21 protein-coding genes are annotated in these 17,665 nt (G+C 74.2%); 14 read left to right on the forward strand and 7 right to left on the reverse strand.

Going from position 1 to position 17,665, the window contains the following annotated elements:
- A complete protein-coding gene (gene rnhA / locus ACFFHU_RS24020; RefSeq protein WP_377342464.1) occupies positions 1-486 on the reverse strand; it encodes a ribonuclease HI in 486 nt (161 codons plus the stop codon).
- 10 nt (positions 487-496) lie between these two features.
- Positions 497-1,069 (reverse strand): GNAT family N-acetyltransferase, encoded by a 573-nt coding sequence (locus ACFFHU_RS24025; RefSeq protein ID WP_377342465.1) that lies wholly within the window; start codon positions 1,067-1,069, stop codon positions 497-499.
- 120 nt (positions 1,070-1,189) lie between these two features.
- Here ACFFHU_RS24025 and ACFFHU_RS24030 point away from each other — a divergent pair, with 120 nt between their 5' ends.
- The gene (locus tag ACFFHU_RS24030) at positions 1,190-2,335 is read left to right on the forward strand and encodes a WXG100 family type VII secretion target (RefSeq protein WP_377342466.1); all 1,146 of its coding nucleotides are present in this window, start codon (positions 1,190-1,192) and stop codon (positions 2,333-2,335) included.
- A 19-nt stretch (positions 2,336-2,354) separates the two neighbouring features.
- Positions 2,355-2,666: an immunity protein CdiI family protein gene (locus ACFFHU_RS24035; RefSeq protein ID WP_512699505.1), complete on the forward strand. Its 312-nt coding sequence runs from the start codon at positions 2,355-2,357 to the stop codon at positions 2,664-2,666.
- Positions 2,667-2,776: 110 nt separating this feature from the next.
- Here the strand turns inward: ACFFHU_RS24035 and ACFFHU_RS24040 are convergent, their stop codons facing one another.
- On the reverse strand, positions 2,777-3,298 hold the full coding sequence (locus tag ACFFHU_RS24040; protein ID WP_377342468.1) for an NUDIX hydrolase: 522 nt from the start codon (positions 3,296-3,298) through the stop codon (positions 2,777-2,779).
- 89 nt (positions 3,299-3,387) lie between these two features.
- Between ACFFHU_RS24040 and ACFFHU_RS24045 the strand changes: the two genes are divergently transcribed.
- A complete protein-coding gene (locus ACFFHU_RS24045; RefSeq protein WP_377342469.1) occupies positions 3,388-3,618 on the forward strand; it encodes a hypothetical protein in 231 nt (76 codons plus the stop codon).
- 80 nt (positions 3,619-3,698) lie between these two features.
- Complete coding sequence (locus ACFFHU_RS24050) at positions 3,699-4,118, forward strand: YchJ family protein (RefSeq protein WP_377342470.1); 420 nt, start codon at positions 3,699-3,701, stop codon at positions 4,116-4,118.
- 103 nt (positions 4,119-4,221) lie between these two features.
- Here the strand turns inward: ACFFHU_RS24050 and ACFFHU_RS24055 are convergent, their stop codons facing one another.
- Positions 4,222-5,670 carry an MFS transporter gene (locus ACFFHU_RS24055; protein WP_377342471.1) on the reverse strand — a complete coding sequence of 483 codons (1,449 nt, stop codon included), beginning with the start codon at positions 5,668-5,670 and terminating at the stop codon, positions 4,222-4,224.
- Positions 5,671-5,772: 102 nt separating this feature from the next.
- Between ACFFHU_RS24055 and ACFFHU_RS24060 the strand changes: the two genes are divergently transcribed.
- Positions 5,773-6,156 (forward strand): MarR family winged helix-turn-helix transcriptional regulator, encoded by a 384-nt coding sequence (locus tag ACFFHU_RS24060; RefSeq protein ID WP_377342472.1) that lies wholly within the window; start codon positions 5,773-5,775, stop codon positions 6,154-6,156.
- 28 nt (positions 6,157-6,184) lie between these two features.
- On the forward strand, positions 6,185-6,952 hold the full coding sequence (locus ACFFHU_RS24065) for an LLM class flavin-dependent oxidoreductase (protein WP_377342474.1): 768 nt from the start codon (positions 6,185-6,187) through the stop codon (positions 6,950-6,952).
- A gap of 150 nt (positions 6,953-7,102) precedes the next feature.
- Here the strand turns inward: ACFFHU_RS24065 and ACFFHU_RS24070 are convergent, their stop codons facing one another.
- Together ACFFHU_RS24070 and ACFFHU_RS24075 are read right to left on the reverse strand one after the other, a co-directional pair.
- Positions 7,103-7,426, reverse strand: coding sequence for a hypothetical protein (locus tag ACFFHU_RS24070; RefSeq protein ID WP_377342475.1), 324 nt, complete (start codon positions 7,424-7,426; stop codon positions 7,103-7,105).
- A 174-nt stretch (positions 7,427-7,600) separates the two neighbouring features.
- Complete coding sequence (locus ACFFHU_RS24075) at positions 7,601-7,840, reverse strand: hypothetical protein (protein WP_377342476.1); 240 nt, start codon at positions 7,838-7,840, stop codon at positions 7,601-7,603.
- Between the two features lie 167 nt (positions 7,841-8,007).
- Between ACFFHU_RS24075 and dinB the strand changes: the two genes are divergently transcribed.
- Together dinB and ACFFHU_RS24085 are read left to right on the forward strand one after the other, a co-directional pair.
- A complete protein-coding gene (gene dinB, locus ACFFHU_RS24080) occupies positions 8,008-9,195 on the forward strand; it encodes a DNA polymerase IV (protein WP_377342477.1) in 1,188 nt (395 codons plus the stop codon).
- Between the two features lie 112 nt (positions 9,196-9,307).
- Positions 9,308-9,646: an MmcQ/YjbR family DNA-binding protein gene (locus ACFFHU_RS24085; protein ID WP_377342478.1), complete on the forward strand. Its 339-nt coding sequence runs from the start codon at positions 9,308-9,310 to the stop codon at positions 9,644-9,646.
- Between the two features lie 69 nt (positions 9,647-9,715).
- Here the strand turns inward: ACFFHU_RS24085 and ACFFHU_RS24090 are convergent, their stop codons facing one another.
- Positions 9,716-10,270: an Lrp/AsnC family transcriptional regulator gene (locus ACFFHU_RS24090; protein ID WP_377342479.1), complete on the reverse strand. Its 555-nt coding sequence runs from the start codon at positions 10,268-10,270 to the stop codon at positions 9,716-9,718.
- A gap of 86 nt (positions 10,271-10,356) precedes the next feature.
- Between ACFFHU_RS24090 and ACFFHU_RS24095 the strand changes: the two genes are divergently transcribed.
- The 6 genes from ACFFHU_RS24095 to ACFFHU_RS24120 all read left to right on the forward strand — a co-directional run bounded on the left by ACFFHU_RS24095 (position 10,357) and on the right by ACFFHU_RS24120 (position 17,653).
- The gene (locus ACFFHU_RS24095) at positions 10,357-11,325 is read left to right on the forward strand and encodes an EamA family transporter (protein WP_377342480.1); all 969 of its coding nucleotides are present in this window, start codon (positions 10,357-10,359) and stop codon (positions 11,323-11,325) included.
- A 1-nt stretch (position 11,326) separates the two neighbouring features.
- Positions 11,327-11,509 (forward strand): hypothetical protein, encoded by a 183-nt coding sequence (locus tag ACFFHU_RS24100; RefSeq protein ID WP_377342481.1) that lies wholly within the window; start codon positions 11,327-11,329, stop codon positions 11,507-11,509.
- The gene (locus ACFFHU_RS24105; protein ID WP_377342482.1) at positions 11,509-11,739 is read left to right on the forward strand and encodes an aldo/keto reductase; all 231 of its coding nucleotides are present in this window, start codon (positions 11,509-11,511) and stop codon (positions 11,737-11,739) included. The genes ACFFHU_RS24100 and ACFFHU_RS24105 overlap by 1 nt, the downstream gene beginning before the upstream one ends.
- 181 nt (positions 11,740-11,920) lie before the next feature.
- Positions 11,921-13,765 (forward strand): hypothetical protein, encoded by a 1,845-nt coding sequence (locus tag ACFFHU_RS24110; RefSeq protein ID WP_377342483.1) that lies wholly within the window; start codon positions 11,921-11,923, stop codon positions 13,763-13,765.
- Positions 13,766-13,920: 155 nt separating this feature from the next.
- The gene (locus tag ACFFHU_RS24115; RefSeq protein WP_377342484.1) at positions 13,921-14,778 is read left to right on the forward strand and encodes a class I SAM-dependent methyltransferase; all 858 of its coding nucleotides are present in this window, start codon (positions 13,921-13,923) and stop codon (positions 14,776-14,778) included.
- Positions 14,779-14,926: 148 nt separating this feature from the next.
- Complete coding sequence (locus ACFFHU_RS24120) at positions 14,927-17,653, forward strand: FtsK/SpoIIIE domain-containing protein (RefSeq protein ID WP_377342485.1); 2,727 nt, start codon at positions 14,927-14,929, stop codon at positions 17,651-17,653.
- Positions 17,654-17,665: the final 12 nt, after the last annotated feature.

Below are 17,665 nucleotides of genomic sequence, written 5' to 3' on the forward strand. Positions count from 1 at the left end.
TCATCCGCGCGCCCGGGCCGGTGCCGCGGCGGCGCGGGCCTCGGTCATGCCGCGGTTGGCCAGGCCGTCGGCCCGGTCGTTCTCCGGGTGCCCGCTATGGCCCTTCACCCACAGCCAGGTGACGTCGTGCCGGGCGCACGCCGACTCCAGCCGCTGCCACAGGTCCGCGTTCTTCACCGGCTGCTTGGCGGCGGTCTTCCAGCCGTTGCGCTTCCACGACGCCAGCCAGCCGGTGATGCCGTTGCGCACGTACGTGCTGTCGGTGTGCAGCCGCACGGTGACCGGCCGGGTGAGGCTCTCCAACGCCTGGATGGCGGCCATCAGCTCCATCCGGTTGTTGGTGGTGCCGGCCGGCTCGCCGCCGCACAGCTCCCGCTCGTGCCCGCCGTACCGCAGCAGCGCGCCCCAGCCGCCCGGGCCCGGGTTGCCGCTGCACGCGCCGTCGGTCCAGATCTCCACGGCCCCACCGGCCGCCGCCTCCACCATGCCCGGCAACCTACCGGCCGGTCGGCGGCCCCGGTGCGACCGCCCCGCCGGCCCAGGCTTCGCGGCTCACCCGGTAGACCACCTGGCGGCGGTACGGTCCCTCCGGGGCGTCGGGGTCGTCATGGTCGTCGGCCGAGTCGGTGGTCATGCCGAGCCGGCGCATCACCGCCTGGGACCGCAGGTTGCCGGCCGCCGTGATGGCCAGGATCTCGGCCAGCCCCAGGGTCTCGAAGCCGTACGCCAGCACCGCCCGGGCCGCCTCGGTGGCGTACCCGTGCCCCCACGCCGATCGGGCCAGCCGCCAGCCGGCCTCGATCCCGGTCACCGGCAGCCCGTCGTCCACCCGGTCCAGACCGGTGAAGCCGATGAACTCGCCGGTGTCGCGCACCTCCGCCGCCCACAACCCGAAGCCGTTCCGGTCCAGGTCCGACTGGAAGTTGCGGACCGACGCCGCGGCCTGCTCCGGGGTGAGCACCGGGCCCAGGTACTCCCGGACGGCCGGGTCGGCGTTCATGGCGGCCCAGGCCGGCAGGTCGGAGTCGCGCCAGTCCCGCAGGACCAGGCGTTCGGTGGTGATCAGCACGCCGGAAGGCTACGCGGGGAGCGGCCGGGCGGCAGCCGGATTTCGCCGGCTTCCGAGGGTCGAGGCCCGTCGATGCAAGCTGATACCGTACGGGGACGGCTCGGGCACGGACGGTGAGCGATGACGGTCAACCCGCTGGTCGCCGGCCGGCTGGACACGCCGGTGGACGCCTGGTCCGGCGTCTGGATCGCCGAGGACATCGAGCTGATCAACCAGGGGATCCGCTTCGGCAGCTGGATCGACACCGGACTCGGCGTGATCGGCGCCGGACTGGACGCCCTGGCCGCCGTCTCCGACCCGATCGGCACGCTGCTGCAGTACGGCGTCGCCTGGATCATCGAGCACGTCAAGCCACTCAGCCAGGCGCTCGACTGGCTCGCCGGCGACCCGGGCGCCATCGCCGGGCACGCGCAGACCTGGCGCAACGTCGCCACGAGCCTGCATCAGCAGGCCCAGCAGGCGGCGACCAGCGTCCGGCTCGACCTGACCGAGTGGAGCGGTGCCGCCAGCGACGCGTACCGGACCTGGGCCAACGAGCAGCAGCAGGCCGTCGCCGGGCTGGCCGGCGCGGCCGAGGCGATGGCGCTGATCACCGAGGGCGCCGGGGCGCTGATCGCCGCGGTCCGGCTGCTGGTCCGGGACGCCATCGCCACGTGCGTCTCGCGGCTCATCACGTACGCGGCCGAGGAGGCGGCCACCCTGGGCATCGCCACTCCCCTCGTGGTCGAGCAGGTCAGCACCCTGGTCGCCTCGTGGGCCGCGAAGATCGCGCGCTGGTTGAACGGCCTGCTGAGCAGCCTCCGGGCGCTGCTGCCGACCACCCGGCGACTGGCCCAACTCATCGAGCGGCTCAAGCAGATCCTCGGCCGTCTCCGTCGCGGCGAATCTGGCCCGGGTCGACCCGGCCGGAACAGCCGCGACCAACTGCTCGACGAGCTGAGGCGGCAGGGCGTGAAGCACAATCCCGAGGACATGGTCCACATCGGCCGGGATGCGGAGGGCCGGATCGTCTTTCTCGAGAACGGAAACGACCGCGCGGGTCTCCAGCACCTCCTCAATCGCCATGCCGGCGACTTCGACAAGGTTTGCGTCGTACGGGATAAAATCGGGGACCTCGTGTTCGCCGCGGTGACCACGGGAAAGCAGATCGGCCTGCAGCGGAGCCGACCGATATACGAGGTCTTGTTCGAGGGAAAGACATACCGGCTGGCCGTGTCGGTCGGGAACAACGGCTTCATCGTGGGGGCGAATCCGGTTGGACGCTGAGAGAGATGCGTTGCGGGTGATGGCCGACTACGGCTGCTTTCCGCTGTGGCTACGGCGGCCAGCTTCGAGCGAGAACACCGATCCCACGTCGCTGCCCATCTCCACCGGGCTTGTCGACGGGCTGATGGCTTGGGCGCAGCGTTACGATGCGACCCTTGATGAGGATGACCCGACGGCCTCGGGCTTCCCTGACGCCCGAAGCGAGTTGGAGTTCCGGGAGGAAGGCCTTCGACTGGCCAGGCAGCTCGCGGCCGAACTCGGCCCACGCTATCTCGTGGAGTACTACGACGAGGGCAGCGGCGCGCCTCACCCCGTCACCTCGGTCGGCTGAGCTGGCGATGCCGACGGCCGACGGGCTGGAGCGGACGCTACAACGCCAACCCCGCCCGAGGTGAGCCGGCGCCATCGGGTCTACCCGACACGCGTGGCGACTCCGGGTCTTCACCTCCCCCGGGCCAGCAGCCTGCGGTAGGCCTCGAGGCCGTCCGGCACCCAGTCCCACTCGTCGAGCCGGCGGGCCACCTCCGCCTCCGGCAGGAAGGCGTGCCAGGCCACCTCCTCGGCCTGCGGCCGGACCGGCAGCGCGCAGGTCACCTCGTACACGCCCGACCACCAGCTGTGCTCGGGCGTGTCATAGCAAAACCGGAACAGGGGCGTCGGGGCCGGCAGCCCGGAGACGCCCAGTTCCTCCTCGGCCTCCCGCAGCGCGGCCGCGTCGTACGTCTCCCCTGCCTGCAGCACGCCGCCCACGAACATGTCGTACCGGCCCGGGAAGATCAGCTTTGTGGTGGTCCGGCGGTGCACGAAGATTCGCCGCTGTGGGTCACGGGCCAGCACGAACGCGCACCGGTGCCGCAGCCGCCGGGCGTAGGCCTCGGAGCGGGTCGCCCGACCCACGACCCGGTCCTGCTCGTCGACCACGTCCACCAGCTCGCCCGCGGGCCCCTCGCGCCGTTCGGTCACGCCTCCCATCCAAGCGCATCCCGGTCGGCGATCCTCGCCACCGTCCCCTACCCTCGGGTCCTGATCGAAGACCGGAAGGGATCAATCCCGTGGGAAGGCTGATCACCGCTCGCAAGATCGCCGAGCGCCCGGACGAGGTGCGGTACGAGTTCGGGCAGAACAAGCGGTATGACCAGGTCCTGGTGATCGACCCGCGGACCATGAAGGCGCGGGCCGAGAACGGCGACTTCAACTGGCTCGCCAGCTCCATCGCCGCGAAGATCCTGCGCGCCCGGGCAGCCAGGGGAATCTTTCCGGACAGCATGACCTTCGTCGGCTGACCGGGCCGTCCCGGCTGGGGCTGCCGTGGGACGGTGACGCCGGGCCGGCCACCGGGGCCGCGATGCCGCACAATGGCGCCGTGCCGAAGCGTCCATCTCGCGCCGCCGGCGGGCCCGCCGCACCCTGCCCGTGCGGCACGGGCCAGCCGTACGTCGACTGCTGCGGCCCGCTGCACGCCGGGCGGGCGGCCGCCGCCACGGCCGAGCAGCTGATGCGCTCCCGGTACAGCGCCTTCGCGCTGGGCGAACCGGCGTACCTGCTGGAGACCTGGGCCGCGACCACCCGGCCGGCACGCCTGGAGCTGGATCCGGAGCAACGCTGGTTCCGGCTGGACATCGTGGCCGCGGACCGCGGCGGACTGCTCGACAGCGTCGGCACGGTGGAGTTCGACGCCCACTACCGGACCGGCGGCCGGCCGGGGACGCTGCACGAACGCAGCCGGTTCGTCCGGACCGACGGTCGCTGGCGGTACGTCGGTCCGCTGCCGGACCGACCCTGACGGCCGGTTGTTGCTCGGCCGGTTGTTGCCCGGCCGGCAACAACGGCCAGCGCCGGCGGACCGGCCTCCGCCGCGGACCGCGGGGCGCAGGCCGGCCCGGCCGTCAGGCGCGGTGGCTTCCCCGCGGCCGGCTCAGCACGGCCGCCAGGTTGAGCGCGAGCCCCACCAGGGCCACGCCGGTGACCAGGTTGACACCCGGGTGGTACGGGCCGAACCCGCGCCCGCCGGAGCCGCCGGTCACCAGCGCGGTGACCCCGGCCAGCACCAGGGCCGCGCCCACCTGACCGGAGGTCTGCACGAGGCCGGAGGCGAGGCCCTGTTCGGAGTCGCGGATCCCCTGCGTGGCCTGCGCGGTGATCGAGCTGAAGCCGAACGCGAAGCCGCCGCCCAGCAGCAGCATGGTGGGCAGGACCGTGGCCAGGTAGTGCGGCGCCGAGCCGGCGGTGGTCAGGAACCACAGGTAGCCGAGGCCGAGCGAGGCCATGGCGGCCAGGATGAGCCGCTGGCTGCCGTACCGGTCGATGAGCCGGCCGACGAACGGTGACCCGACCGCGACCAGCAGGCCCGCGGGGAGCAGCGCGAGCGCCATCCGCAGCGGCGACCAGCCCAGGGTCCCCTGCAGATAGAGGGTCATCATGAACTGGAAGCTGAGGTACGAGCCGAACAGCGCCACCATGCTGAGGTTGGCCCGCACCAGCGCGCCGGTGCGCAGGATGCCCAGCCGGATCAGCGGGTGGCGTACCCGGCTCTCCGCCGCGACGAAGCCGGCGAGCAGGAGCACGGCGACCAGCGCGGAGCCGAGGGTGACCGGGTCGGTCCAGCCGCGGTCGGGCGCCGAGACCACGGTGTAGACGGCCAGCATCATGCCGCCGGTCAGCGTGGCGGCGCCGAGCAGGTCGTGGCCGCCCTCGGCGGCCGGCCGGTCCCGGGGGATCAGGGCGAGGCCGGCCGTCAGCGCGGCGATCGCGATGGGTACGGGGATGAGGAAGGTCCACCGCCAGCCCAGACCGGTGAGCAGGCCGCCCATGACCAGGCCGGACGAGTAGCCGCTGGCGCCGAAGACCGAAAAGATCGACAGCGCCCGGTTGCGGGCGGGCCCCTCCGGGAACGTCGTGGTGAGGATGGACAGCGCCGTGGGCGCGGTGAACGCGGCGGCCAGGCCCTTGACGAACCGGGTGGCGATCAGCAGCGTCCCGTCGTCCACCAGGCCGCCGAGCAGCGAGGCGGCGGCGAACGCCGCCAGGGCGATCAGGAAGATCCGGCGCCGGCCGAGCAGGTCGGCGACCCGGCCGCCGAGCAGGAGCAGGCCGCCATAGCCGAGGACGTAGCCGTTCACGATCCACTGCAGCGAGGTGGTGGAAAGGTTGAGCTCGGTGCCGATGGACGGCAGTGCCACCCCGACCATGGAGACGTCGAGCGCGTCGAGGAACAGGACGGCGCACAGCACGCCGAGCACGCCGCGCAACCGTGGGGTCCAGTGGGTCGCGGACGGGACGGGTACGGGGCCCGCCGCCGGCGACGCCGGGCGGGTGGTGGTGTCGGTAACGGTCACCCGGCGAACGTTATATGCGCGTGCATGTGATGTCCATGCACTTGATGCGTCGGCATTTTTTGTAGGTGCATAGTTGCCCCTCATCCGGGTAGGATGCCCGACATGATCGCCGAGGCCCACCTGATTGAGCGCTGGCGGGCGCTGCTGACCTGCTACAACGAGGTGGCCGGCCAACTGGAGCGTGCACTGCACGACGGGCACGACCTCACGCTCAGTGAGTTCGAGGCGCTCGACCGGCTGGTGTCGGCCGGCTGTGATCAGCGCCGCATGCAGGACCTGGCCGGGCAGATGTACCTGAGCCAGAGCGCCCTGTCCCGGACGGTCGCCCGGCTCGAACGCGCCGGGCTGGTCGAGCGCGCCCTCTGCCAGGCCGACCGGCGTGGGGTCTTCGTGGCGCCCACCGACGCCGGAGTCCACCGGCACGGTGCGGCCCGCACGACGTACCTCCGGGTGCTCGCCGAGCACCTGACGCCGAGCGCGGCCTGAGCCCGGGCGGCCGCTACCGTCTCCGGGCATGGTTGCCCGATACGCGATCGGCCTGCCCACCGTCGGCGAGTTCGGCGCCCCCCAGACCCTGCTGGACCTGGCCACCGCGGCGGAACGGTACGGATGGGACGGCGTCCACCTGTGGGACCACCTCCTCTACCACCGTGCGGATTGGCCGGTGACCAGCTCCACCGTGGCCGCGGCGGCGATCGCCGGCGCCACCACGCGGCTGCGGATCATCCTGACCGTCGCGCTTCCCCGGCGGCAGGTCCAGGACGTCGCCCGGGACGCGGCCGCCATCGACGAGCTGTCCGGACGGCGACTCACGCTGCTGGCCACCATCGGCTCGATGGACCGGGAGTACGCGGACTTCGGGCTCGATCCCGACCTTCGCGCCCGAGGTCGGACGCTGGACCGACAGCTGGCTCGGTTGACGGAGCTGTGGACCGACTGGGGCGTGCCCGGCGTACCCATCTGGTGCGGCGGTCGCTGGCCGAACACCGCGGGGCTGCGCCGGGCGGCCAGGTTCGACGGCGTCATGCCGACGTTCGCCGAGCAGCGAACCCGCAACGTCGCGCCCGCCGACTTCGCCGCGGCGGCCGAATTCGTCCGGGCCCGGTCCGCCGACCCGGTGGAGATCGCGGTCGAGGGCGCGACCACCGGCGCCGAAGCGGCCGGTGTGCTCCAGCCGTACGTCGAGGCCGGCCTGACCTGGTGGGTGGAGGCGACCGGATGGTGGCGCGGCGGCCCGGCGGCCGCGATGTCCCGGATCGCGGCCGGACCGCCCACCGACTGAGATCCGAGCCGAACGGCCGCGGACGCCGGCGCCGTCGGGCGGCCCTCCGCCACGGAAGCCCGGCCCGAACCGCCACGGAACCGCAGGGATGTCAGACGGCGCTGGACCGCTGTGGCCCGACCGGAGCAAGCCGCGGGCGGCGATGTGCTGTCAGGCGGCGCTGGACCGCGGCGCCGACCAGGCGGCCGGAGCCTCGGTGCGGGCGGCCGGCCGCGCGGCCCCGCCCGAGGCCGCGCCGCCAGCGTGGACGTCGGGGTGAGCGGGGGCGCCTCCGGAGACGCGTAGGGCGCGCTCGGCCCACCTCGCCGCGGCGCACGGGCCCTCGGTGGAGTGGCACTGCAGGTTGTGGCAGCGGCCGTCGGCGTCCAGCCGATGCTCGGCGGCGACGCGGGTGGCGAGGCGCCACAGCAAGGAATCGGTGACTCCCTCCGGAACGGCGGTGGGCTCGCCGGAGGTGCGGACAGGATCGGACACGGAGCTGCCTCTCGTCGACTGACACCACGATCGCTACTGGCGCTGCCTCTGCCCCACATCTGGCCGGCTCAAACGCGATGTTTGCTAAGTATCACGTATCACCGGCTCGACCGGGGGGCGCGCCCTCGATGGTTGCTTAGGGCAGTGTTCCCATGATGACCGACTCCGCCGCGCTCAGTGCGGGTGGATCACGCCCACCGCGCCGAGAGTGCCGAGCACGACCATGGCGGCGCCGACGACAACGGCCAGGATCCGGCCGTACCAGATGGTGAACGCGCGGCGGCGCGTGCCGGGCGGCAGGTCGATGCGGTAGAAGCGCCGGCTCGTCTCGATCCCCGCATCACCGAAGCGCTTGTTTTGGATCATCGCGAGGATCCCCACAACGACGGCCATGGCCGCCATCACCCGGTTCATGCCGCACCCCCGTTCGTCGCCGCGGCGTCTCCTGCCCTCTCCGGGACGGCCCGCCGGCAAACCTCGCTCCGCGCCCACCCGGCGAACGTCCGCGGGCGGGGAGGCGTGGCCGCCGTCAGGCCAGGGAAGTCCTCGCAGGTCAGCCGGTTCTATGCGAACATATGTTCGTGTCGCCGGACGCCAGCATTCTGCACGCCGACCTTGACGCGTTCTACGCCTCGGTCGAGCAGCGCGACGATCCCCGGCTCCGCGGCCGGCCGGTGATCGTCGGGGGTGGCGTGGTGCTCGCGGCGAGCTATGAGGCCAAGGCGTACGGGATCCGCAGCGCGATGGGCGGTCGTCAGGCGCGGCTGCTCTGCCCGGACGCTGTGGTGGTGCCACCGCGGATGTCGGCGTACAGCGCGGCCAGCCGGGCCGTCTTCGACATCTTCCGGGACACGACGCCGCTGGTGGAGGGCCTGTCCATCGACGAGGCGTTCCTGGACGTGGGCGGCCTGCGCCGACTCGCGGGCGCGCCCGTCGACATCGCCGCGCGGCTGCGGCGGACCGTCCGGGACCGGGTGGGCCTGCCGATCACCGTCGGGGTGGCCCGGACCAAGTTCCTCGCCAAGGTCGCGAGCGGCGTCGCCAAGCCGGACGGCCTGCTCGTGGTTTCGCCCGAACGGGAGCTGGACTTCCTGCACCCGCTTCCGGTGGAACGATTGTGGGGGGTCGGTCCCGTCACCGCGGCCAGGCTGCGGGACCGGCGGATCCGTACGGTCGGCCACGTCGCCCGGCTGGGCGAGTCGGCCCTGGTGTCGCTGCTCGGCGCGGCGGCGGGGCGGCACCTGCACGCGCTGGCGCACAACCGCGACCCCCGGCCCGTACGGGTGGGCCACCGACGCGGGTCGATGGGTGCCCAGCACGCCCTGGGGTTGGGGCCCCGCTCACCGGCCGAGCTGGACGCGATCCTGGCCGGCCTGGTCGATCGGGTGACCCGGCGGATGCGGTCGGCGGGCCGCCCGGGGCGGACGGTCGTGCTGCGACTGCGGTTCGCCGACTATCGCCGGGCCACCCGGTCCCGCACCCTCGCCAAGGCGAGCGCCGACACGGCGGTGGTGCTGGGGGCCGCGCGAGCGCTGCTGCGGACGGCGCTGCCCGAGATCGACCGGCGCGGGGTGACTCTGCTCGGCGTGTCGGTGGGCAACCTGGACGGCCACGAGGTGCAGCCGCCGCTGCCGTTCGACGCTCATCCGGGGGCCGAGCTGGACGCGGCCGTGGACGCCGTGCGAGACCGGTTCGGTTCCGCGGCCCTCACCCGGGCGGCGCTGCTGGGCCGCGAGTCGGGCCCGGAAATGCCGCTGCTACCGGACTGAGGCCGGTGCACGGTCGGCGGTTACGACGTGCCGCCACGACCGGGCACCGGTTCCGGATCGGCGCCGGTGTCGTACCGGCGGTCTACGGTGCTGGCGTCGAAGGGACAGGCGCATGGTGACGGCCCGGGACGTGGAGCAGTTGGCCCTGACTCTGCCGCGCAGTGAGCGACATCTGATCCGGGACCGGGTGAAATTCCGGGTGGGCCGCCTGGTCTACCTGAGCATCGCCCCGGACGAGCTGTCGATGGGCTTCGGCTTTCCGAAGGAGGAGCGGGACGCGCTGGTGGCGGCCGAGCCCGCCAAGTTCTTCCTCCCCCGGCCCTCGGACCTGCGGTTCAACTGGCTCGAGGTGTGGCTCGCCGAGCTCGACGAGGAGGAGATGCGGGAGCTGGTGCTGGACTCCTGGCGGATGGTGGTGCCCAAGCGGGTGGCGGCCGCCTACGCCGGCTGACTGCGGACCGCGGGCGGCGGTGTCCGGGCGGCATGGCGCACCGTCTCGCGCCGGCCCCGCCGCTGTTCGTCAACCCCGCCGCGGCCGGGTGAGCCCCGTTCTCCCGCCGGCCCGGCCCGGCCCGGACGGGGCCGGCTCGGCCCGGGGCGATCGCGGCGGCGCCGGCAGCGGCAGCGGCCGCGGTGGCACGGGCGTGGCGACCACGATGGACGTGGTGGTCTGGCCGAACATCAGGAAGGTGTCCAGGAGGGATTCGAGGTCCCCGATCGACGGTGCGTGCATCTTGAGCACGAAGCAGTCCTCGCCGGTGATCCGGTGGCACTCGACCACCTCTGCCGTCTCCCGGATCGCGTCGGCCAGCTTGGTCAGCAGCCCGGGGCCGGGCCGGATCCGCACCACGGCGGCCACCGGCAGGCCCAGCGCGGCCGGGTCGAGCTCGAGGCGGTAGCCGACGATCACTCCGGCCGCCTCCAGACGCTGAACCCGCTCCGTCACGGCCGGCGCCGACATGCCGACCCGACGGCCCAGCTCGGACATGGACAACCGCGGATCAGTCTGCAGCTCGGCAAGCAGACGAAGATTCACCTCATCCAGGCCGGGCACCGGACCGGTCAAGGAAGTCATGGCATCCGTCCTTCAAATTCCAGGAGATTGGGGATCCGCGCCTTCATCCTGCCCTTCAGTGGCCGCGCGTACCACCGGAGGATGCCATGGTGACCCGAGACCATCCTCCGGGGCCGGCGGGCGGCGTTCCGGTTCCGGTGATCCTGGCTGTGAGCGCGGTCTTCCATTACCTCGGGCCGGCCATGGCGGTCCTGCTGTTCAGCCGGATCGACGTCCGCGGCGTGGCGTGGCTCCGGATGGCCAGCGCGGCGCTGGTCTTCGCGGCCTGGCGCCACCCATGGCGGCTGCTCCGGCCACTCTCCCGCCGACCCCAGCCACCGGCCCGGCGACGCCGGGCAACCACGGGCGGCCAGGCAACCACAAAGACCCAGGCAACGAGCGGCGGTCGGCTGAGCCTGGTGCTCGCCCTCGGGCTGACCCTGGCCGGCATGAACCTGGTCTTCTACCTCGCGATCGCCCGGTTGCCGATGGCCACCGTCGGGTCGATCGAGTTTCTCGGCGTGCTCGCCCTGGCCGCCGCGGGCGCTCGTACCGGTCGCAATCTGCTGGCAGTGGCGCTCGCGGCCGGCGGCGTCGGCGTCCTCGCCGACGTCCGGCTCGGCGGCAGCCCGCTGGGCTTCGCGCTCGCGTTGGCCAACTGCGCCCTGTTCATGCTGTATGTCACCCTGGCCCACCGGGCCGCCAACGCCGGAGCGCCGGACGGCACCCGCCGGCGGGGACTGGATCTGCTCGGCGCGGCGATGCTGGTGGCCGCCGTAGCGGCGGCGCCACTCGGCGTCGGTCCGGCCGCGCCGGCGTTCCGGCGGCCCGGCCTGCTGCTCGCCGCGGTGGCCGTCGGAGTCTGCTCGTCGGTCATCCCGTACGTCACCGACCAGTTGGCGATGGCTCGGCTGCCCCGGTCCAGCTTCGCGCTGATGCTGTGCCTGCTTCCGGCGAGCGCCACGGTGCTCGGGGCGCTGGTGCTGCGCCAGGTGCCCACCGCCGGGGACCTGCTCGGAATCGTCCTGGTGACCGCCGGGCTGGCCATCCACCGCCCCACCCGGAGCGGGAGCTGAGATGCGGTACGTCCGGCTCGGCTCGTCCGGAATCCGTGTCTCGCGGATCGCGCTCGGCATGATGAGCTACGGGAATCCCGCAAGCGTCCCGTGGTATCTCGACGAGGAAGCGGCGGAACCGATCGTGCGGCACGCCGTCGATGCCGGCGTGACGGCAAGGTCCGGTACGTCGGCGCGTCCCTGATGCGGACGTGGCAGTTCGCCTGCGCCCAGTTCGCGGCCAGGGCGACCGCGGCGCGGATCGCCCTGGCCTGGGTGCTCGGCCGACCGGCCGTGACCGCGGCGATCGTCGGGGCGACCCGGATGGGGCATCTCGACGACGCGGTGGCCGCGGCCGAACTGCGGTTGAGCGCCGACGAGACGCGCCGGCTCGATGCGCCGTACCGGCCGCGCGAGCCGTACGGCTACGACTGATCGGTGTCCGGTGCTTGTCGGCGAGGAGCCGGGGAGTAACGCACGGTGCGGGCGGGACGACGCGCCGGCCGGGTACGGGAGGCGGGTCCCGCGTCCCGACCCGAACGGCGGTAGCGTTGCGCCTCATCGTGGCCCGCCGGCCGTCCCCGGCGGGCGGCCGGGATCCTACGGAGGATGGCGCATGTCCACCAGCGACGGAGCGTTCACAGGTTTCGACGACTTCGCCGCGCGGCCGAACTTCGAGGTCGGGCTGCGGGGCTACGACAAGCGCCAGGTGGACCGGTACGTCGAGCAGACCGAGAGCCGGTTGGCTGCGGTGAACCTCGAGCATGGCCGGGCGGCCGAACAGGCCCGGAAGCTGGCCGACCAGCTCCGGGAGCAGAGCCGGCAGGACGAGCGGCTGCGGGCCGAGCTGACCGAGCTGCGGCGCCGGCCGAGCATGCCGGACCGGGCCACCTTCCGGGACCTCGGTCCGATGGTCGACCAGATCCTCGACCTGGCCGAGAAGCAGGCCGGGGTGATCAAGGAGATGGCCGCCCACCGGGCCGCCGACCTGCAGAGCGAGGCGGAGAAGGTGCTCGCCGAGGCCCGCGAGCGGGCCGAGACCGCGGAGCGGGAGCTGGCGGAGGAGCTGGCGGCCCGGCGCGCGGCGCAGGAGAAGGCCCTCGCGGAGGACCGGTCGCGGGCCGAGGCGGAGCTGGACCGGTCCCGGGAGCGGGCCGAGAAGCTGCGCGCGGACGGCGAGACCGCGCTGCGTACCGCCCAGGAGGAGGCCAAGCGGATCGGCGAGGCCAGCGCGGAGCAGGTCGAGCAGGCGCGGGCCGCCGCCGAGGCGCTGATGAAGGCCGCCCGGGCGCAGATCCAGCAGGAGACCACGGCGGCCCGCGAGCAGAGCCAGCAGGAGCTGGCCCAGTGGCAGGCCAGCGTGGAACGGGAGATCGCCGACCGGCGCGCCGCGGCCGAGCGCTATCTGGCCGACCACCGCGAGGCGGCCGAGCGGGAGCTGGCGAGCCAGCGGATCGCCGCCGAGCAGAAGACCGGATTGCTGATCGCCGAGGCGCAGCGGTACTCGGCCGAGGTGAAGCAGCGGGCCGAGGAGCAGGTGTCGGTCCACGAGGAGCGACTCGCCGGGCTGCGGCGGGACGTCGACGAGCGGGACCGCGAGCTGACCGGGCTGCGCGAGGAACTGGCGGCAGCACGGACCGAGCTGTCCGAGTCGCGGGCCGGCAGCGCTGCCGCCAAGCGTGAGTTGGCCGCGGCCGAGCAGCGACTCGAGGAGGTCCGGGCGGAGGCGACCGCCGAGCTGGGCCGGCTGGACGAGGCGCGGCGCGCCGCCGAGTTCGCCGAGCGGCATGCCAAGGACGTGCGGGCGCGGGTGCAGCGGGAGGCCAAGCGGGTGGCCGACCTCGCCGCCGCCGCGGTGCTGGCGGCCGCGGCCGGCGGCGGCGGGGAGACCGCGGAGTACCCCATGCTGACCGCCCGACACTCCGCCGAGCCCCACGAGCCGCGGGTCATCGACGAGCCGGACACCGATGGCTGGCGCGGCCGGATCCCCTCCCAGCGGCCGGCCGTCGAGCCGCCGGCCGGGGAGCGGTCGGGGACCGACGGCGAGCGGTCCCGTACCGCCGAAGCCTGGTCCGGCGCCTCGGACGACGACCGGTCCGGCCGCGACGATTGGTCGGCCGCCCCCGGCGGCGACCGGTCGCGTGCCTCGGGCGGCGATCGGCCCGAGACGGACGACGACAGGTCCGGGACCGACGAGGGCGAACGGTCCGGGACGGACGACGGCGGATGGTCCGGGACGGACGACGGCGAACGGTCCGGGACGCACGAGGGCGAATGGTCCCGGATGGACGGCGGCGATCGGTCGAGGACCGACGACGGGGAACGGTCCGAAATCGCGGCGGGCGAGGCCCGCCGCCCGGCGCGGGACGGCTACCGGGCGCCGATCGCGCTTCCGGCCGAACCGGTGGAGCGACCCGCGTACGCGGCGGGCGAGCCGCTGAACGGCAGAACGGTCGGCTGAGCCAGCGGCCGCGACCGGGCGGCCGGTCCGGCGGAGACCGGGCCGCGACCGGCCGCCGCTCGCGCTGAGCCAGCGGCCGCGACCGGGTGGGCGGGCGCCACGCGCGGCCCGTGCGCCGGCTGGACATCGACCGCGGGCCGTGCCTGGATAAGGGCATGACCGACGACTTCGACCAGGCCACCCGCCAACGGATGGCCACCATCGAGGCCAACTGGGACGAGCGGACGCCCATTCACGCGGCCAGCCGCTTCTACGACGTTGGCGGCAGGCCCGCGGAGTCCTGGTTTGCCGGCTACGAGTGGACGGACCTGGGAGACCTGGCCGGACGCGACGTCCTGCACCTGCAGTGCCACCTGGGCACCGAGACGGCCGCGTTCGCCCGGCGCGGCGCCCGTACCGTCGGGGTGGATCTTTCCTCGGCGGCGGTGACGGAGGCGCGGCGCATCGCCGGGCAGGCCGGCCTGGACATCGAGTACGTGCACGCGAACGTCTACGACGCCGTCGAGGCCCTCGACGGGCGGCGGTTCGATGTGGTCTACACCGGCAAGGGCGCGCTGTGTTACCTGCCCGACCTCGCCCGCTGGGCGCGGGTGCTCAGCCGCCTGCTGCGTCCGGGCGGCGCGGCGTACGTGGTGGAGTTCCACCCGGTGCTGACATCCCTCGGGCTGGTGCCGGGCGACCCGCGGGACCGGGAGCTGATCCTGCGCCACGACTACCTGGCCGGTCGCGGGGCCATCGAGCTCGACGCCACCCGCACCTACACCGACGGGCCGCAACTGCGGAAGGCCACCACCTGCTACGAATGGGCGCACGGCCTGGGCGAGGTGGTCACGGCGCTGGTGGACGCCGGCATCCGGATCGAGCGGCTGCGGGAGAGCGCGGAGCTGCCCTGGCCGCGCTGGCCGCAGATGATCCCGACCGACGACGGCTGGTGGCGGCTGCCCGACGAGCAGGCCCGGATCCCGCTGTTCTACGCGCTGCTCGGCACCGCGGGCCCGGCCCGAGCCGCCTGACCCGGCCGCGCCCACCGCGGGCCCGGCCCGAGCCGGCTGACCGAAACAAGCCGACCGCGGCCCCGACCGGCACCGGCTGACCGGAGCAGGGCCACCCGCGGACCCGACCGGGCTCGGGAGACGGTGCGCAATCCGGGGCTGACCGTGGGTGGCCGCCTTCGGTAGGGTCGGGGCCAGTGATGGTGGTCCATCGTGGTCGGGGTGGCGGGACATGGAGTCGGTGTCGTCGGCGTTCGCGAAGGCGGTGACGGCACACCGGGAGGCGGTGTCGCACCTGGCGGCCGCGCGGGCCCGGGCCGGCGACGATCGGCCGGCCGGCTTCGACGCCGCCGGACGCGCCGATCAGGTACGCGGGCTGGCGACCGAGCTGCGCCGGCTGGGTACGGCGCTCGCCCCCGGCTGGCTGGGCTGCCCGCTCGACGGCTCGGTGGCGAACCTGCCCACCGGGGTGCAGCAGCACGCGGGCCGGCCGGTCCTGATCCGGGTGGGCGACGCGGTGCCCGCCGCCGATTGCTGGTTCCCGGTGGTGGCGCCGTTCGTCGGGGCCGGTCATCTGGCGGTGGACCGGGACGCCCGGGATCCTGCGGTGGCCCGCTGGCTGCGCGGGTTGCTGCTGCGGGTGCTGGCCGCGCTGCCCGAGGACACGGCGCGGGTGGCCACGGTGGACGGCGCCACCCTCGGCGCGGTCTTCGCGCCGTTCCGGGATCTCGCCGAGTCCGCGGCGTGGCCGCCGACGGCCACCGACCTGGCGGGCCTGCACGCCGTGCTGACCGAGGCCGAGCGACGGATCGCCGGGGCGCCGGCCGGGGCGGTCCCGGCGCGGCCCGAGCCGGCCGGCGCGGCGGATCCGGCGGTGCTGCTGGTGTGCTGCGCGGCGCTGCCCGAGGGCACGGGGCGGGCCGAGTGGTCGCGGCTGGCCGGCATCGCCCACGCGGGGCCGCCGGCCGGGGTGTACCTGCTGCTGGCCGGCTATCCGCCGGCGCAGCTTCCGGGGCTGCCCGTGGCGCCGCGGCTGGTCTCCACCACCCACCTCACGGCGCTGCGGGACGGGACGTACGCGGTGTCGGACCCGCCCGGTCCGCACCGGTTCGGCGCGGGGTCGCCCGGCCTACCGGTGCCGGTACGGCTGGACCCGGGGCCGCCGGACGAGCTGGTGGAGCTGGTCTGCCGGCGGTTGGGCAGCTCGGCGCGGGCGCTCGCGTCGACCGACTTCGCGGCGCTGATGCCGGACCGGCTCTGGACCGCCTCGTCGATCGACGGCGTGCGTACGGTGGTCGGCCGGGAGGGTCGGGGCGAGGCCGTGCTGGCGCTGGACGACGCCACGCCGCACTGGCTGGTGGGCGGCCGCACCGGATCGGGCAAGACGGTGTTCCTGCTGGACGTGCTCTACGGGTTGGCCTCCCGGTACTCCCCCGACGAGCTGGCGCTCTACCTGCTCGACTTCAAGGAGGGCGTGTCGTTCGCGGAGTTCACCCCGACCGCGGTGGACCCGTCGTGGGTCCCGCACGCCCGGACCGTCGGGATCGAGTCCGACCGGGAGTACGGCCTGGCCGTGCTGCGGTCGCTGTCCCGGGAGATGGCGCGACGGGCCACCGAGCTGAAGCGGGCCGGCGTGACCAAGCTGGCCGACCTGCGCACGGGCCGGCCGGACGTGGCCATGCCACGGCTGGTGGCGGTGATCGACGAGTTCCATGTGCTGTTCGAAGGGAACGACGGGCTGGCCCGGCAGGCGGTCGGGCTGCTGGAGGAGCTGGCCCGCAAGGGCCGCTCGTACGGCATCCATCTGATCCTGGCGTCACAGACCATCGCCGGGGTGGAGGCGCTGTTCGCCAAGACGGAGTCGATCTTCGGGCAGTTCCCGTTGCGGGTCGCCCTGGCCGGCGGGGGCGGCGTGCTCGATCAGCTCAACGACGCCGCCGACAACCTGCCGGTGGGGGTGGCCGTGGTGAACACCGCGGCCGGTCTGGCGGGGTCGAACCGGGTGGTGCGGTTCCCGGACGCCGACACGGTCTCGGTGACCGCGCAGCGGCACCGGCTGTGGGAGGCGCGGCCGCCCGGTGACTCGCCCCCGGCGGTGTTCGCCGGCTACGCCGAGCAGCACCCCGAGCAGGATCCGGGGTTCGTCCGGCTGTCGCCACGGGTACGCCGCCGGCGGGCCGTGGTCGGCCGGGCGGTGGATGTCGGGCTGCCCACCGCCGGCTTCCCGTTCGACGCCACCCCCGGCAGCCACCTCGGGGTGCTCGGCACCTCGCCGGTGGGCGCGGACGTGCTGTACGCGGCGGCCTGCGGGCTGGCCCGGCAGCACGAGCCGGGCGGCGCGCGCTTCGTGGTCGCGCCGCTGGTGGCCGCCGCCGACGAGGCCGCCGACGCGACGGTGGCGGCGGTCGCCGCAGCCGGTCAGGACTGCGAGACGGTGGACGTCACCGGGCTGCGCGACCTGCTGGGTCGGCTGGCCGGGCGGGCCGGCGCCGCCGGTCGGGCCATCGGTACGACCACGTACCTGGTGGTGTTCGGCGCGGACGCCGCCAGCGGACTGCTGGCCGCCAGCGACCCGACGACGTACCGGTCGGGCCACGACGACCTGCGGGCGGTGCTGGCCGGCGGGCCGAGCGCGGGGATCCACCTGCTCGGGTGGTGGCGCACGCTGAGCCGGTACGCCGCGGACCTCGGCCCGACCGGCGGCGGTGAGATCGCCCATCTGGTGGTGCTCAACCTGCCGGCCGCCGACGTGGGCTCGCTGCTCGGCGACTACACGGCGGAGTGGCGGCCCCGGCCCAACCGCGCGTTGCTGATCGACCGGGACGACAACCGGCGGACGCTGATCGTCCCGTACGTCCGGCCCGGCACGCTGGACGGGCTGGAGGCGGCGTCGTGACCGACCCCGGCG

The sequence above is a fragment of the Plantactinospora siamensis genome (genome assembly GCF_042434095.1).
Taxonomy (GTDB): Bacteria; Actinomycetota; Actinomycetes; order Mycobacteriales; family Micromonosporaceae; genus KBS50.